This is a genomic window from Leisingera sp. ABM4_101 (genome assembly GCF_056158725.1).
On sequence record NZ_JBSWTV010000002.1, the window covers coordinates 160575 to 174992 of the forward strand.

The window sequence follows — 14418 nt, forward strand, 5'->3', positions numbered from 1 at the left end:
CTGAACTGCGGCGGCCTGCCTTAGCGCGCGCCGCAGGAAACCGGCTGCAGGATCCGCATCAGATCGTGGTTGTCGCAGACCAGCGATTCCAGGGAAATGTCGTCCAGCGAGGCATAGAAAGCCTGCGCCGCATCCGCCAATGCCACCTTCAGGCGGCAGGCATTGGACAGCGGGCAGGTGTTGTCCGCGTCGGCAAAGCACTCGACCATCGGCAGGTTGCCTTCGACATCGCGGAAAACGTCGCCAATCCGGATTTCCGCTGCGTTTTTGCCCAGGCTCATGCCGCCGTTGCGGCCGCGCTGGGTGGCCAGATAGCCCAGCTGGCTCAGCTGGTTGATGACCTGCGCCAGGTGATTTTCCGAGATGTTGCAGCATTCGGCAATCTCGGCCTTGGTCACCAGGCGGTCTTCGTGGGCGGCGCAGTACATCAGCAGCCGCACGGCAATGTTGGTCCTTTTGGTAATACGCATGGGTCAGCTCCCGCAGCTATGGTGCATCGCTTATTGCATGAACCGCCAAAAAGCGGTTTGACATACATCAATAAGCGGAAATGCGGCAGAAAGGCGCACGGATGAACGCTCCTTACTTTTTTGGTTACGGCAGCCTGGTGAACACGTCGACCCATGGCTATGTCGGTGCGGCGCCCGCAAGGCTCAGCGGCTGGCGGCGGGCCTGGGTGCATACCTTCCTGCGCGAGGTGGCGTTCCTGTCCGCTGTTCCTTGCGAAAACAGCGAAATCGACGGGGTGATTGCCGAGGTGCCGGGGGCTGATTGGGCGGCGCTGGACGAACGGGAGTTCGCTTATGAACGGCTGCCTGCGTCAGACAAGGTGCAGCACAGGCTGCCGGGCGCGCCGGAAATTTCCGTCTATGCGGTGGCGGCGGACAGGCAGGAGAGTGCCACCACGCGGCACCCAATCCTGCTGAGTTATCTGGATGTGGTGCTGCAGGGTTACCTGCGGGTGTTCGGCACCGAAGGACTCAAAGGGTTTGTTGAGACCACCGACGGCTGGGAGGCCCCCATTCTGGACGACCGCGCGGCGCCGCGCTATCCGCGCCATCAGCAGTTGAACCGGCAAGAGATCCGTCTGTTTGACGATCTGATCGACAAGACAGGCGCGCGCAGGATAAACTCAACATATGATTGAACAGTGCCTCCTGTATCTGCGGCGGATGTCCCGCAAGCTTTGGATCCGGGTTGTTCTGATTTCTGTTCTCTCCCTGCTGGCACTGCTGCTGGCGCCGCTGGTCAAACCGCTGCTGCCGGATGATCTGAGCGAGGATTTCGGGCGTGAGGCGGTGCTGCCGGTGCTGACCATCCTCGCCTCCGGCATGCTGGCCGTCACCACTTTTTCGCTGAATGTCATGGTCAGCGCCTACCGCACCGCCGCCTCGATGGCGACGCCCCGGGTATACCGGCTGCTGCTGGAAGACACGGTTACCCACCGGGTGCTGGCCACCTTTACCGGCGGCTTTATCTATGCGCTGAGCGCGGTGATCCTGTTCCGCGGCGGTTTTTATACGCCGGAAGGCGCCCTGGTAGTCTTTGGCCTGACGATTCTGGTGGTGGTGCTGATCGTCGGTGCCATCTTGCGCTGGATCGACCACCTGTCGGACCTTGGCAGCATGGACCACACCCTGCGGCTGATCGAGGCCCGCACCCGCGCCAGCCTGCGCGAACGGCGGAATACCCCCTGTCTAGGCGGCCGCTGCGCAAAGGCGGACCGCAAGCCCCCGGATGCCGTGGATATCCCCGCCGCCAAAAGCGGCTTTGTCCGATTTGCCGGGCTCGCCCGGCTGGAGGAGCTGGCAGAAAAAGCGGGCACGCGGATCACCCTGGCCAAGGCACCCGGGGAATTTGTGCTGCGCGGCCGGCCTGTGGCCTGGGCAGAAGGCGGCGAAAGCGGTTTCCGCAAGGCCGCTGCCAAGACCATCGAGATCGGCGATGTGCGCAGCTTTGACCAGGATCCCTCCTTTGGCATCACCCTGCTGGCGGAAACCGCCCAGCGGGCACTGTCGCCCGGTGTCAACGACCCCGGCACCGCCGTGGAGGTGATGGGGCGGCTGACCCGGCTTTTGTGGGAAACCCTGCCGGAGGATGAAGGCTGCAAGGATGAGGAGGCAAGCTTCCCGCGGGTCAGCGTGCCCCCGGTCACAGCGCAGCATCTGCTGGGCTGCGCCTTCCCGCCGATTGCCCGCTGCGGCAACGGCGCGCCCTCTGTCATGGGCTGGATGAAGACATCCTTGCATGAACTGCAAGGCCACCCCAATCCGGACATGGCCAAAGCGGCAGACGCCATGCTGAAAGACCTGGAAGACGGCCGCTGGGGCTGAGGCAGGCGCCGCCAGCGGGCGGGCGCGCTCCCGCCGCAAATTAAAAGAAAAAGACGGCGCCCCGAAGCACCGTCTTTCCGAGTCGGATTTGCCGGGCCTCAGCCGCGGGCGCGCACGGTTTCCATTAGCGCCAGAAGCGCCGACATGTCGGGGCCGCGCTCCATGCCAGTGACGGCCTTGCGCAGCGGCATGAACAGACCCTTGCCCTTGCGGCCCGTCGCCTCTTTCACCGCAGCGGTCCATTTGCCCCAGCTTTCAGCGTCGTAGGGGCCTTCGGGCAGCAGTGCCATTGCTTCGGCGATAAATTCCTTGTCCTCCTCCGCGATCAGCGGCGCAGCGCCGTCGCGGCAAAGATCCCACCATCCCGCCAGATCCTTAAGCGTGGTGATGTTTTCCTTGGCCATGTCCCAGAAGGCCGCCTGTTTCTCTGCCGGGACGCCCAGCGCGTCCACATGAACCTGCACGGCTTCCAGCGGCAGCGACTGCAGGTGGCGGGCAGTCAGCGGATAGAGGTCCTCGACATCGAATTTGGTTGGCGCGGCGCCGAAGCGATTGATGTCGAAACCGTCGATCAGCTCGGCCATCTCCGTGCGCAGTTCCACCGGGTCGGAGGAGCCCAGGCGCGCCATCAGGCTGAGCAGCGCCATCGGCTGCACGCCCGCCTCGCGCAGGTCGCGCAACGCCAGGGTGCCAAGGCGCTTGGACAGCGCCTCGCCCTGCGGGCCGGTCAAGAGCGAGTGGTGGGCGAAAGAGGGCACAGTGCCGCCCAGCGCCTCGATGATCTGAATCTGGGTGGCGGTGTTGGTCACGTGGTCGGAGCCGCGCACCACATGGGTCACGCCCATTTCGGTGTCATCCACCACCGAGGCCAGGGTATAGAGGAACTGGCCGTCGCCGCGGATCAGCACCGGGTCGGAAACCGAGGCCGCGTCGATGGAGATGCCGCCCAGGATGCCGTCGGTCCATTCAATGCGCTGATGGTCCAGCTTGAACCGCCAGACGCCATCGCCGCGCTCAGCCCGCAGGGCGGTCTTCTCGTCATCGGACAGAGCCAGCGCGGCGCGGTCATAAACCGGCGGCTTGCCCATGTTCAGCTGTTTCTTGCGCTTCAGGTCCAGTTCGGTCGGAGTCTCGAAAGCCTCGTAGAACCGCTCGATTTCGCGCAGGCGGTCTGCCGCGGCGACATAGCGGTCGAGGCGCTCGGACTGGCGTTCCACCTTGTCCCAAGTCAGGCCCAGCCATTCCAGGTCCTGTTTGATGGCATCGACATATTCTTCCTTGGACCGCTCCGGGTCTGTGTCGTCGATGCGCAGGATGAAGGTGCCGCCGGCCTTGCGGGCGATCAGGTAGTTCATCAGCGCGGTGCGCAGGTTGCCGACGTGGATATAGCCGGTCGGCGACGGGGCAAAACGGGTGGTGGTCATCTAAGATCTCCTGTTGCCGTTGCCTTGTCACATGGGCGGCGGATTGTCCAGTTTCAGCGGGATGATCGCGCCTTTGGCGCGTGCCTCCGGCGGGGATATTTAGGGCAAGAGGAAAGAGCGGGTCAGTTTGGTTGCACCGGCCAGAGCGCATTCAGGTCTTTGAGGCCGGTTTTGATCAGCTCGGACAGGACGTCCAGATCAATATCGGCAAGCTTGTTCACGTAGAGACAGCTTTTGCCGAGCTTATGCTTGCCAAGGCGAGCGAGGATGGCACCATAGTCCTGATATCCCGGCATGATGTAGATCGAATGGCGCGCCTTGCGCGGCGAGAATCCGGTGGCGAGGAAGTCGCCCTCGCGGCCTGTGGCATAGCGGTAGTGGTAACACCCGTAGCCGACAATGGACGGCCCCCACATTTGCGGTTCAAACCCAGTGGCCTGGCGGAACAGGCTGTCCAGCTGCTGTGCCTCCTGCGCTTTGCGCGCGGGTTCGGCAGTCGCAAGGAATGCCTCGACGCTGGCGCCGGTGGGGACGGTCTTATTCTGGTTCATGGGCAACCCTCCTTGAGGTAATACTGCCTCATCACGGGATTGTTTACAGCCCCCGGCGCAAGCGGCGCTAGGATGCGGCAAGTCCAATGCAACTTGGAGGATCCCCCGATGACTGTTTCCCTGTCCCGACGCGCGGCGCTGGCTGGTGCTGCTGCCCTGCCCTTTGCCGGTGCTGCTGCACCCGTTCTGGCCGGCGCCCATGGCGGCCGTGCCGAGGCGCCCATCGCCCACTCCTTCAAGCTGGGAGAGATGCCGGTTACCACGCTGCTTGATACGTCGGTCGCGCGCGAAGGGCAGAAGGCCATGTTCGGAGCGGCAGCGAGCGACGAGGAATTTGCCCGGATCTCGGCTGAGAACTTCATTTCCTCCGATACGCTGCAGTTCTATTTCACCCCCACCCTGGTTGATACAGGCGCCGAACTGGTGCTGTTTGATACCGGGCTGGGCATGGGCGGCATTGCCAAGGCGCTGGCCGCCGCCGGGGTCACGCCGGACCAGGTTGATGTGGTGGTGATCACCCATATGCATCCCGACCATATCGGCGGGCTGATGACGGATGGTGCGCCCACATTCCCCAACGCCCGCTATATTACCGCTTCGGCAGAGTATAATTTCTGGTCCAAGATGGAGCCCGGCAACCGGGTTGGCGATCTGGTCGCCAGCAACGTGACGCCGCTAGCCGAAAAAACCACATTCATCGAGGACGGCGGCAGCGTGGCTTCGGGCATCACGGCAGTTGCGAGCTTTGGCCATACGCCGGGTCATATGTGCTACATGCTGGAGAGCGGCGGGCGGCAGTTGTTGCTGACGGCAGATCTGGCCAACCACTATGTCTACAGCTTTGCGCGGCCGGACTGGGCCTTCAGCTTTGATGCGGATGCCGAGGCCGCCAGTGCGTCGCGCCGCAAGGTTCTGGGGATGCTGGCCGCGGACAAGGTGCCGATGATCGGCTATCACATGCCGTTCCCGGCAGCCGGGTTTGTGGAAACCCGCGGCGAAGGGTTCCGCTATGTGCCGGTGAGCTATCAGTTGATGGGATAGGCGTCAGTAGCCGGTCTGCGGCCCGTATTTGCTGCCATCCGTGAAACGGGACAGGCGGAATTCATGCGGGTCCACTACCGGCTTGTCGCCGGTAACCAGATCAGCAGCGAGCCTGCCTGCCGCCGGGCCGATGCCGAAACCATGGCCGGAGAAGCCGGTGGCGACAAACAGCCCCGGCAGCCCGTCTGCCTGGGAGATCACCGGAATTGCGTCCGGCGTCACGTCGATCAGCCCGCCCCAGCTTTGCACCACATCGGCGCCCTGCAACACAGGAAAGGCCTTTTGAGCCGCGGCCCAGCCGCTTTTCAGTGCCTTTTGCGACGGCGCGGGATCGAGCACCCGGCAAAGCTCAAACGGGGTGGTCTGATCGGATTTCCAGCGGCGGGCCTGGGTGGCTTCCTCAGCCCAGCGGCCCGAGACGCGGAACTGCAGCGCGCGCCATTCCTGGCGGTAGCTGGGCAGGAATTTCCAGCCCAGGCGGAAGCTGTCCGGCACGATGTCGACAATGTTTTCGTGGGCGTCCGCGACGGTATAACCGCCATCGGCCCGTTTGCGCAGGCCGAGATTGGCGGCGCGGATTGCAGTTTCCGGGCCGCCCTGCACCGGGGAAGTGCGCAGGACCGAGTTCAGCACCTTCAACTGCGGCAGCTTCACCTTGGCATTGCCCAGAAACAGCCGCGACCAGGCGCCGCTGGCCACGACCACAGCGGAGCAGGCCACGCGGCCGCGCTCAGTCATCACGCCGCTGATGCGGCCTGCTGCGGTCTCGACACTGCGCACGGCGCATTCGATCATGATCTTGGCACCGGCGGCCTGGGCAGCACTTGCAATGGCATGGGTTGCCATCTGCGGCTCGGCGCGGCCGTCCATCGGGGTCAAAAGGCCCGAGCGGGTTTTGGTCTGGTGGCCCGGCATCAGCTGTTCGATCTGCTCGCCGCGGACCATGCGAGCGGCCTGCCCCCAATTGTCGAGATTGCGCAGCCAGCGTTCCAGCTGCGCCTCGCGCTTGGTGTTTTCGGCCGTGTAGAGAATACCCGAGCGGGTGAAGCCGGTTTCCCTTCCGGTGCGTTCCGCCAGCCCTTCCCAGAGCCTCAACGCCTCAGCCATCAGCGGAATTTCCCGCGGGTCGCGGCAGGAGATCCGCACCCACCCCCAGTTGCGCGAGCTTTGTTCCCCGGCGATTTGGCCCTTTTCACAGAGCAACACGGAATAGCCGCGTTCGGCCAGTTCCAGCGCGGTGGTTGCACCAATGATGCCGCCGCCGATCACCACGGCGTCGACGGCCTTGGGCAAGGCCAGGTCGGATTGGAAATGGGGCAGCTTCGGTCCAGGCATGCGGGCATCTATGCCCGGTGCCCAATCGCGGGTCCAGCATACAGACGACGCGAACCGTGCCGCTTTCTGCTGTTGTGTTTTTTGCGCCGCATATCAGAGCGTTACCGCCGCCGACGGCGCATAAGCAGATGGCCAAGAAGACGCAGAAAGCCCTGCGCCTTCAAGCAGTTACCGCATAATTCAGGACGGATCGCGCCAGCGGTTCACGATCGGATAGCGGCGGTCCAGCCAGAACGCACGCGGGTTCAGGCGGGCGCCGGGAGCGGACTGGAAGCGCTTGTATTCGCTGATATAAACCAAATGCTCGACCCGTTTCGCCACATCCCGGTCGAAACCAGCCGCAACGCAATCTGCAATTGAGCCATCCTGATCCACAAGGATATTCAGAATCGCGTCCAGCTCGGGATAGTCGGGCAGGCTGTCGCTGTCCTTTTGGTCCTCGCGCAGCTCAGCACTGGGCGGTTTGTCGATCACGTTGGGGCGGATCACTTCGCCCTCCGGCCCCCTCATCCAGGGGCGGTGGTTGGCGTTACGCCAGCGGCAGGTCTCGAAGACGCGGGTCTTGTACAGATCCTTGATCGGATTGTAGCCGCCGTTCATGTCGCCATAGATGGTGGCATAACCCACTGCGACCTCGGATTTGTTGCCCGTGGTCAGCAGCATCTCGCCAAACTTGTTGGACATTGCCATGAGGAGCAGGCCTCGCAGGCGGGACTGGATGTTTTCCTCTGTCACATCAGCATCGCGGCCGGCAAACAGCGGTGCCAGGGTGCTGGTGATTGCATCGCGGCCCTGGGTGATCGGCACATAGTCGTAATGCACGCCCAGTGCCTTGGCGACGGCCTCGGCATCCTCCAGCAACTCGTCGGAAGTGTATTCAGAAGGCAGCATCACACAGCGGACGTTTTCTGCGCCGATGGCATCAACGGCAATGGCGGCAACGATGGCCGAATCCACTCCGCCAGAGAGGCCCAGCAGCACCTTCTTGAAGCCGCTCTTGCCCAGGTAGTCGCGCAGGGATTCGACCATCACCCGGTAATCCTGCTCCCACTCGTCCGGCAAATGCGCCTTTTCGCCCTCGACCGCGTGCCAGCCCTCGTCGGCACGTTCCAGATCGAGATGCGCATAAGCCTCGTCAAACACTGGCATCTGCAGCGCCAGCGCGCCGCCCGGGTTCAGCACAAAGGAGCCGCCGTCGAAGACCTGATCATCCTGACCGCCGACCATATTCAGGTAGATTACCGGCAGGTGGGTCTCGACCGAGCGCGCCACCATGTGATTGAAGCGCACTTCCATCTTGTTGCGGAAATAGGGTGAGCCGTTGGGGATCAGCAGGAACTCGGCCCCGGTTTCGGCCAGGGTCTCGGCGACATCCTCGTGCCAGCCGTCCTCGCAAATCGGCGATCCGATGCGGGTGTTGCCGACCGCATAAGGGCCGCCCAGGGGGCCTGCGTCAAAAATACGGACCTCGTCAAAGACGGTCTCATTCGGCAGGTGGTGCTTGAGGCTGCGCGAGGCGATCCTGCCGTTCTTCAGGATCAGATACGCATTGTAGAGCCGCCCGCCTTCGATCCAGGGGCCGCCGATGGCCAGTGCGGGGCCTTCGGTGCATTCGGCGGCCAGTTTCTCAACCTCGGCAATCGCCGCCTTGTGAAAGGCCGGCTTCATTACCAGGTCCTGTGTGTTGTAGCCGGTGATAAACATTTCCGGCAGCGCCACCAGGTCGGCGCCCGCCTTGCGGCCCTCTTCCCAGGCGGCTTTGGCTTTGGCGGCATTACCTGCCAGATCGCCCACGGTGGGGTTCAGCTGCGCCAGTGTCACGCGGAAACGGTCTGCCATGCTGCTTGGGCCTTTTGTGAATTTCCTCTCTCAGCCATTTACCAGATTACCGGCCAAGGAAAAGAGCGCGGGGGAAAAGACATTGCGGCCCCGTCTGCGGTAGCTTAGTTTCCGGGCGAGCAACCCAATATGGCAGCAGCACCGTTTTTCTGGGCAGGCAGAGGTTTTGAATGACCCGTTTCGGCACCGCATTTGCGCTAACCACAATCCTTGCACTGGCCGCCCCGGCCATTGCCCAGGAAGGCGAGGTCATCACCACGCAGGACGAAATTGGCGGCGTCTATGAGGGCACGTTCCGCAACGGCCTGCAGCATGGCACCGGCACCTACAAGCTGCCGAATGGATATGAGTACACCGGCGAATGGGTCGACGGAGAGGTGCGCGGCCAGGGTGTGGCGCGGTTCCCGGACGGGTCGGTTTATGAGGGCGAGTTTGCGCAGGGCAAACCGCATGGGCTGGGCAAGCTGACCCGCGCCGACGGCAGCACTTATGAGGGCGGCTGGCAGGACGGGCAGATCCACGGCGACGGCACATCAGTCTATGCCAGCGGTGTGCGCTACCAGGGCAGCTTTGCCAATGGCAAGCGGCACGGCAAGGGTGTGATGGCCTCACCCGATGGATACACCTATGACGGTGACTGGGTTGAGGGCCGCCAGCAGGGCCTGGCCAAGATCACCTATGCCGAGGGCACCGTTTATGATGGCAGCGTGGCCGATGGCCAGCTGCAGGGCCAGGGCCGGCTGGAAACCTCGGACGGACTTATCTACGAGGGTGAATGGACCGCCAGCCAGATGCATGGCACCGGCAAGCTGATCCAGCCCAATGGCGATGTGTACGAAGGTGAACTGCAAAACGGCCGCCGCCATGGCACCGGCAAACAGCGCTATGCCAACGGTGATGTCTACGCGGGCGATTTCCTGAACGATCAGCGCCACGGCACTGGAACCTTCACTGAAAAGGACGGCTACAGCTACACCGGCGCATGGGCAAAGGGCCAGATCGAAGGCAAGGGCAAGGCGATCTATCCCGATGGCTCAGTTTATGAGGGCGATTTCCGGGACGACCTGGCCGAGGGCAAGGGCAAGATCACCTATCCCGACGGCTCCACCTATGAAGGGGATTGGGTTGCCGGGGTGATCGAGGGCGAAGGCACGGCCGCCTACCCCAACGGCATCACCTATACCGGCGGCTTTCAGAACGCCAAGAACCACGGCCAGGGGGTGATGACCTATGCCGACGGCTATCGCTACGAGGGCGGTTGGCAGGACAGCCAGCGCCACGGCGATGCGGTGGTAACCTATGCGGACGGATCGGTCTACACCGGCCAGTTTGCGAACAGCCAGCGCCACGGGCAGGGCAAAATCGTGATGCCCGACGGCTTCACCTATGAAGGCGAATGGCTGGAAGGCAAGATTTTCGGCCAGGGTGTGGCGACTTATGCCAATGGCGATGTCTATGAGGGCAGTTTCGTAAATGGCAAACGGCAGGGGCCGGGCACGATGAAATATGCCAGCGGCCAGCAGGCCGACGGCACCTGGGAAAACGGCGCGCTGGTCAGCAGCGAGGCTGAGGCCGCAGAGCAGACCGAATAAGCCCCGCGGGACTTCAATATGGACCCAAAGGCGCGCCGGTATGGCGCGCCTTTTCGTTTCAGCCGATGCGGATGCGGCTCAGATGGTCCGGCATTGCCACGCCGTCCAGATTGGCCGGGTCCGGCTGCGGCGGCTTCAGCTCCATCGCCATCGGCACCACCCCAGCCCAGATCGGCAGGGCGTAGTCTTCCTCGTCATCCTTGGGCGGGCCGGAGCGGATCTTGGCCGCGCCTTCCTCGATCGGCATCCTAAGCACTGCCGTCGCTTTCAGCTCCTGATCAGTCATCGGGCGCAGGGCTTCCCATCGGCCGGGAAAGATGCGGTCCACCATCGCCCTGAGGCTGGCCGCCTTGGCGTCCTCGTCCACAACCTGCTCTGCCACGCCAAACAGCATGGCAGAGCGGAAGTTGACCGAATGGTGGAAGGCCGAACGCGCCAGCACATACCCGTCCATGCAAGTGACCGTCAGGCAGACCTCTGCCCCCGCCATCGCCCGGATTGCGCGGCTGGCTGCGGAGCCGTGCCAATAGACATGATCCCCTTCCCGCCATTGCAGTGTCGGCAGGACCGAGGGGCTGCCGTTGATCTGATAGCCGACATGGCCCAGCGGCATGGCATCAAGCACCTGATAAACCGCAGCCCGGTCGTAAAGCCCGCGCTCATGGGCTCGGCGCAACCGGCTGCGTTCTGATTTCAGGGCGGTGTCTTGTTCAGGCTTGCGCATGGCGGACCTCTTGTTTCTTGTTGCCTCCATATGTGTGCTATGCGCAAACTGGTTTGTAATTAACATCCAGTTTCTGACAAAATAGGCAGTCCAGAATGATTGACCTCTCCGCAGCGATCTCCGGCAGAAAGGGGGAGCCGCTGTATCAGCAGATCGTGGCAGCGCTGCGTAGCAGGATCAGTGACGGCAGCCTGGGGATCGGCACCCTGCTGCCTTCGTCACGCGGGCTGGCACAGGATCTGGGCATCTCCCGCTCCACCGTAGTAACCGCCTACGATCAGCTGGTGGCAGAAGGTTATGCCGCGGCGCGGCCCGGCGCGGGGATCTTTGTCTGCGATGTTGCGCCGATCCGGCCGCCGCACGCGCAGGTGCAGGCGCTGCCGCCTGCTGTCCCCCCTGTGCCGGGACTGCTGCTGCCAGGCGCTCCGGACCCGGCGCTGTTCCCGGCGCGGCCCTGGGCGCGCTGTGTTTCACGTGTGGCACGGCTCGACCCGCTAAGCCTGAGCCACCAGGAAGACGCCTTTGGCGACCCTGAATTGCGCAAGGAGATTGCCGCCTATGCCGCGCGCTGGCGGGGAATCAGCTGCAGTGCAGAGCAGGTTCTGGTGACCAGCGGCGCACGGGAAGCCCTGGAACTGGCAATGGACTTTCTGACCGGCGGCGAAGACATCGCGCTTGAAGCGCCCGGCTTTACCCCCACGCAGCGCTTTGCCCTATCGCGTGGCTGGCAGGTACGCTGGCTGAGAGCGGGGCCGCGCGGGGTCCAGATGCCGCAGCAAATGGCCAAGGTCACGCTGCTGACGCCCTCGCATCAGTTTCCGCTGGGCGGCACGCTGCCTGTGCCGCAGCGGCAGGCCTTCCTGCAGGCAGCCAAGGCACGGGACGGCTGGATCATTGAGGATGATTTCGACAGCGAGTTCCGCTATGGCGGCCAGCCGGTGCCCGCCATGGCCGCGCTGGATAGCGAGGGGCGCTGCATCTATGCGGGCACCTTTTCCAAGACCTTTTCCCATGCGCTGCGGCTGGGATATGCGATCCTGCCGCCTGCCCTGGTGCCCGCCTTCAGGGCGCAATTCATCCATCCCAGTGCCGGGGCCGCGATCACCGCGCAGCGGCCGCTGGCGGAATTCATGGTCTCCGGCCAATACGACCGCCACATCCGCCGCGCCCGCAGGTTCTATGCCGAGCGGTATGCCGCCGCAGCGGAGGCGCTGGCGGAATGGCCGGAGCGGCTGGGCTGGTTCCGGCGCCACAATGCCGGGATGCAAATCGCCTTTCACCTGGCAGGCGCACGACCCGACACGGAAATCTGCCGCAGCGCTGCCGCCGCAGGATTTGGCGTCCGTGCCTTGTCACCGCATGATCCGGAGCAAAAGGCACAAGGGCTGCTGATCGGTTTTTGCCAATCGCAGCCCTCTGACCTGCCGGCGCAGATTGCCCGGCTGCGGCAGATCGTGGAGGATGGCTGAAATTCTCCTCCTATGGGCTTTTCATTTACAATTGCCTCTGTATAAATCCCTGGCATGACCATTCGCGCAGATATCCCTTTTGCAGACACCGCGTCCCGCGGTGCAGCTCTGCGCGCCCTACTGATCCTAGCCCGCCTCTGAGCGTGCCCTTCCGGCGCGCCCGCTCAGAGGATTGCCGCACGCGCGCCACGACAGGCTTATGATGCCCGCACCCGGGCCTAGGACAGAGACAAGAGATACCAATATGACAAACGCATCCCCGATTTCCGGCGACAAATCCCGTGTATTGATTTTCGATACCACCCTGCGCGACGGCGAGCAAAGCCCCGGCGCCACCATGACCCATGACGAGAAGCTGGAAATTGCTGAGCTTCTGGACGAGATGGGCGTGGACATCATCGAGGCGGGCTTCCCGATTGCTTCCGAAGGCGACTTTGCTGCCGTGTCAGAGATTGCCGAACGCTCGAAAAATTCGATGATCTGCGGCCTGGCGCGCGCCAACTTCAAGGACATCGACCGCTGCGCCGAAGCGGTGCGCAAGGCCGCGCAGCCGCGCATCCACACCTTCATCGGCACCTCGCCGCTGCACCGCGCCATCCCGAATCTTACTATGGACGAGATGGCAGACAAGATCCACGAGACCGTCACCCATGCCCGCAACCTGGTCGACAACGTGCAGTGGTCGCCGATGGATGCGACCCGGACCGAGTGGGATTACCTGTGCCGGGTGATTGAAATCGCGATCAAGGCCGGCGCCACCACCATCAACATCCCCGACACCGTCGGCTATACCGCGCCGATGGAATTGGCCGACCTGATCAAGCGCCTCATTGAAACCGTGCCGGGCGCAGATGAGGTGGTCTTTGCCACCCATTGCCACAACGACCTTGGGATGGCGACCGCCAACGCGCTGGCAGCCGTCGCGGGCGGTGCGCGCCAGATCGAATGCACCATCAACGGCCTTGGCGAGCGGGCGGGCAACACCGCGCTGGAAGAGGTGGTGATGGCGCTGAAGACGCGCAATGACATCATGCCGTGGCACACCGGCATCGACACCACCAAGATCATGCATGTCTCGCGCCGGGTCTCGACCGTCTCTGGCTTTGTGGTGCAGCCGAACAAGGCCATTGTCGGCAAGAACGCCTTTGCCCACGAAAGCGGCATCCACCAGGACGGCATGCTGAAAAACCGCGAGAACTTCGAGATTATGCGGCCCGAGGACATCGGCCTTTCCGGCACTTCGCTGCCCCTGGGCAAGCACTCCGGCCGTGCGGCGCTGCGCGACAAGCTGGAGCATCTTGGCTATGACGTGGGCGACAACCAGCTGAAGGACGTCTTTGTCCGCTTCAAAGAGCTGGCCGATCGTAAGAAAGAAGTGTTCGACGACGACCTCATCGCACTGATGCGGACCGGCACGGACGCAGACAATGACCACCTGAAAGTGGTGTCGATGAAAGTGGTCTGCGGCACCGGCGGCCCGGCGGAATCCACCGTCGAGATGGAGATCGACGGCAAGGACGTTACTGAGACGGCTGAAGGCGACGGACCGGTGGATGCGACCTTCAAGGCGATCCGCAAGATCTATCCGAACACAGCCCGGCTGCAACTGTATCAGGTGCACGCGGTCACCGAAGGCACCGACGCGCAGGCCACGGTTTCGGTGCGGCTGGAGGAAGATGGCAATATCGCCACCGGCGAAAGCGCCAACACGGATACGGTGGTGGCCTCGGCCAAGGCCTATGTGAACGCGCTGAACCGCCTGATCGTGCGCCGCGGACGGGTAGGCGAAGGCGCCGACACCCGGGAAATTTCCTATAAAGACCTCGCCTGAGACCGGCGCAGGGCGCAACTTTGAATGGGCTGTCTCCACCAAGAGGCAGCCCATTTCTGTTGGACCGGAGATTAAATTCTCAGCCGCCCCGGAATCACTCCCGCCCCTGAAGGCGCCGGACGGCGCATTGCAGCGTTGGGCCGGGTGCCGCGCTCTGCGCGGCGTGCTGCCGCCTAGCTCTGGGTTTTGCCCCAGCGTCTTCTACCAGAATCATCCCAGCCGGAGGCGCGCCGGGCCCAAGGCAGGATGGGTCATCTTTGATGATCCCGCTTTGATAAT

12 protein-coding genes are annotated in these 14418 nt (G+C 63.3%); 6 read left to right on the plus strand and 6 right to left on the minus strand.

Annotated elements, in window-relative coordinates; genetic code table 11:
- Positions 1 to 20: 20 nt before the first annotated feature.
- On the minus strand, positions 21 to 470 hold the full coding sequence (locus ACXAEK_RS01835) for an RrF2 family transcriptional regulator (protein WP_475039512.1): 450 nt from the start codon (positions 468 to 470) through the stop codon (positions 21 to 23).
- Positions 471 to 571: 101 nt separating this feature from the next.
- Between ACXAEK_RS01835 and ACXAEK_RS01840 the strand changes: the two genes are divergently transcribed.
- Both ACXAEK_RS01840 and ACXAEK_RS01845 read left to right on the plus strand, forming a co-directional pair.
- Entirely contained in the window at positions 572 to 1147 is a 576-nt protein-coding gene (locus ACXAEK_RS01840; RefSeq protein WP_475039514.1) for a gamma-glutamylcyclotransferase family protein, read from the plus strand.
- Entirely contained in the window at positions 1140 to 2333 is a 1194-nt protein-coding gene (locus tag ACXAEK_RS01845; protein WP_475039516.1) for a DUF2254 domain-containing protein, read from the plus strand. Before ACXAEK_RS01840 ends, ACXAEK_RS01845 begins: the two co-directional genes overlap by 8 nt.
- A 98-nt stretch (positions 2334 to 2431) precedes the next feature.
- Here the strand turns inward: ACXAEK_RS01845 and gltX are convergent, their stop codons facing one another.
- Positions 2432 to 3757 carry a glutamate--tRNA ligase gene (gene gltX / locus ACXAEK_RS01850; RefSeq protein ID WP_475039517.1) on the minus strand — a complete coding sequence of 442 codons (1326 nt, stop codon included), beginning with the start codon at positions 3755 to 3757 and terminating at the stop codon, positions 2432 to 2434.
- A gap of 122 nt (positions 3758 to 3879) precedes the next feature.
- Positions 3880 to 4308, minus strand: coding sequence for a DUF1801 domain-containing protein (locus ACXAEK_RS01855; protein ID WP_475039519.1), 429 nt, complete (start codon positions 4306 to 4308; stop codon positions 3880 to 3882).
- A gap of 108 nt (positions 4309 to 4416) precedes the next feature.
- On the opposite strand from ACXAEK_RS01855, the gene ACXAEK_RS01860 reads away from it, so the two are divergent.
- Entirely contained in the window at positions 4417 to 5349 is a 933-nt protein-coding gene (locus tag ACXAEK_RS01860) for an MBL fold metallo-hydrolase (RefSeq protein WP_475039521.1), read from the plus strand.
- Between the two features lie 3 nt (positions 5350 to 5352).
- Here the strand turns inward: ACXAEK_RS01860 and ACXAEK_RS01865 are convergent, their stop codons facing one another.
- Both ACXAEK_RS01865 and ACXAEK_RS01870 read right to left on the minus strand, forming a co-directional pair.
- Positions 5353 to 6684, minus strand: coding sequence for an NAD(P)/FAD-dependent oxidoreductase (locus tag ACXAEK_RS01865; protein ID WP_475039523.1), 1332 nt, complete (start codon positions 6682 to 6684; stop codon positions 5353 to 5355).
- 180 nt (positions 6685 to 6864) lie between these two features.
- Positions 6865 to 8523, minus strand: a complete 1659-nt coding sequence (locus ACXAEK_RS01870; RefSeq protein ID WP_475039525.1) for an NAD+ synthase — start codon at positions 8521 to 8523, stop codon at positions 6865 to 6867.
- A 170-nt stretch (positions 8524 to 8693) separates the two neighbouring features.
- Between ACXAEK_RS01870 and ACXAEK_RS01875 the strand changes: the two genes are divergently transcribed.
- Positions 8694 to 10115, plus strand: a complete 1422-nt coding sequence (locus ACXAEK_RS01875) for an MORN repeat-containing protein (protein ID WP_475039527.1) — start codon at positions 8694 to 8696, stop codon at positions 10113 to 10115.
- 58 nt (positions 10116 to 10173) lie between these two features.
- Here the strand turns inward: ACXAEK_RS01875 and ACXAEK_RS01880 are convergent, their stop codons facing one another.
- Positions 10174 to 10839, minus strand: a complete 666-nt coding sequence (locus ACXAEK_RS01880) for a pyridoxamine 5'-phosphate oxidase family protein (RefSeq protein WP_475039529.1) — start codon at positions 10837 to 10839, stop codon at positions 10174 to 10176.
- Positions 10840 to 10934: 95 nt separating this feature from the next.
- Here ACXAEK_RS01880 and pdxR point away from each other — a divergent pair, with 95 nt between their 5' ends.
- Both pdxR and ACXAEK_RS01890 read left to right on the plus strand, forming a co-directional pair.
- A complete protein-coding gene (gene pdxR, locus ACXAEK_RS01885; RefSeq protein WP_475039531.1) occupies positions 10935 to 12308 on the plus strand; it encodes a MocR-like pyridoxine biosynthesis transcription factor PdxR in 1374 nt (457 codons plus the stop codon).
- Positions 12309 to 12552: 244 nt separating this feature from the next.
- A complete protein-coding gene (locus ACXAEK_RS01890) occupies positions 12553 to 14139 on the plus strand; it encodes a 2-isopropylmalate synthase (protein WP_475039533.1) in 1587 nt (528 codons plus the stop codon).
- Positions 14140 to 14418: the final 279 nt, after the last annotated feature.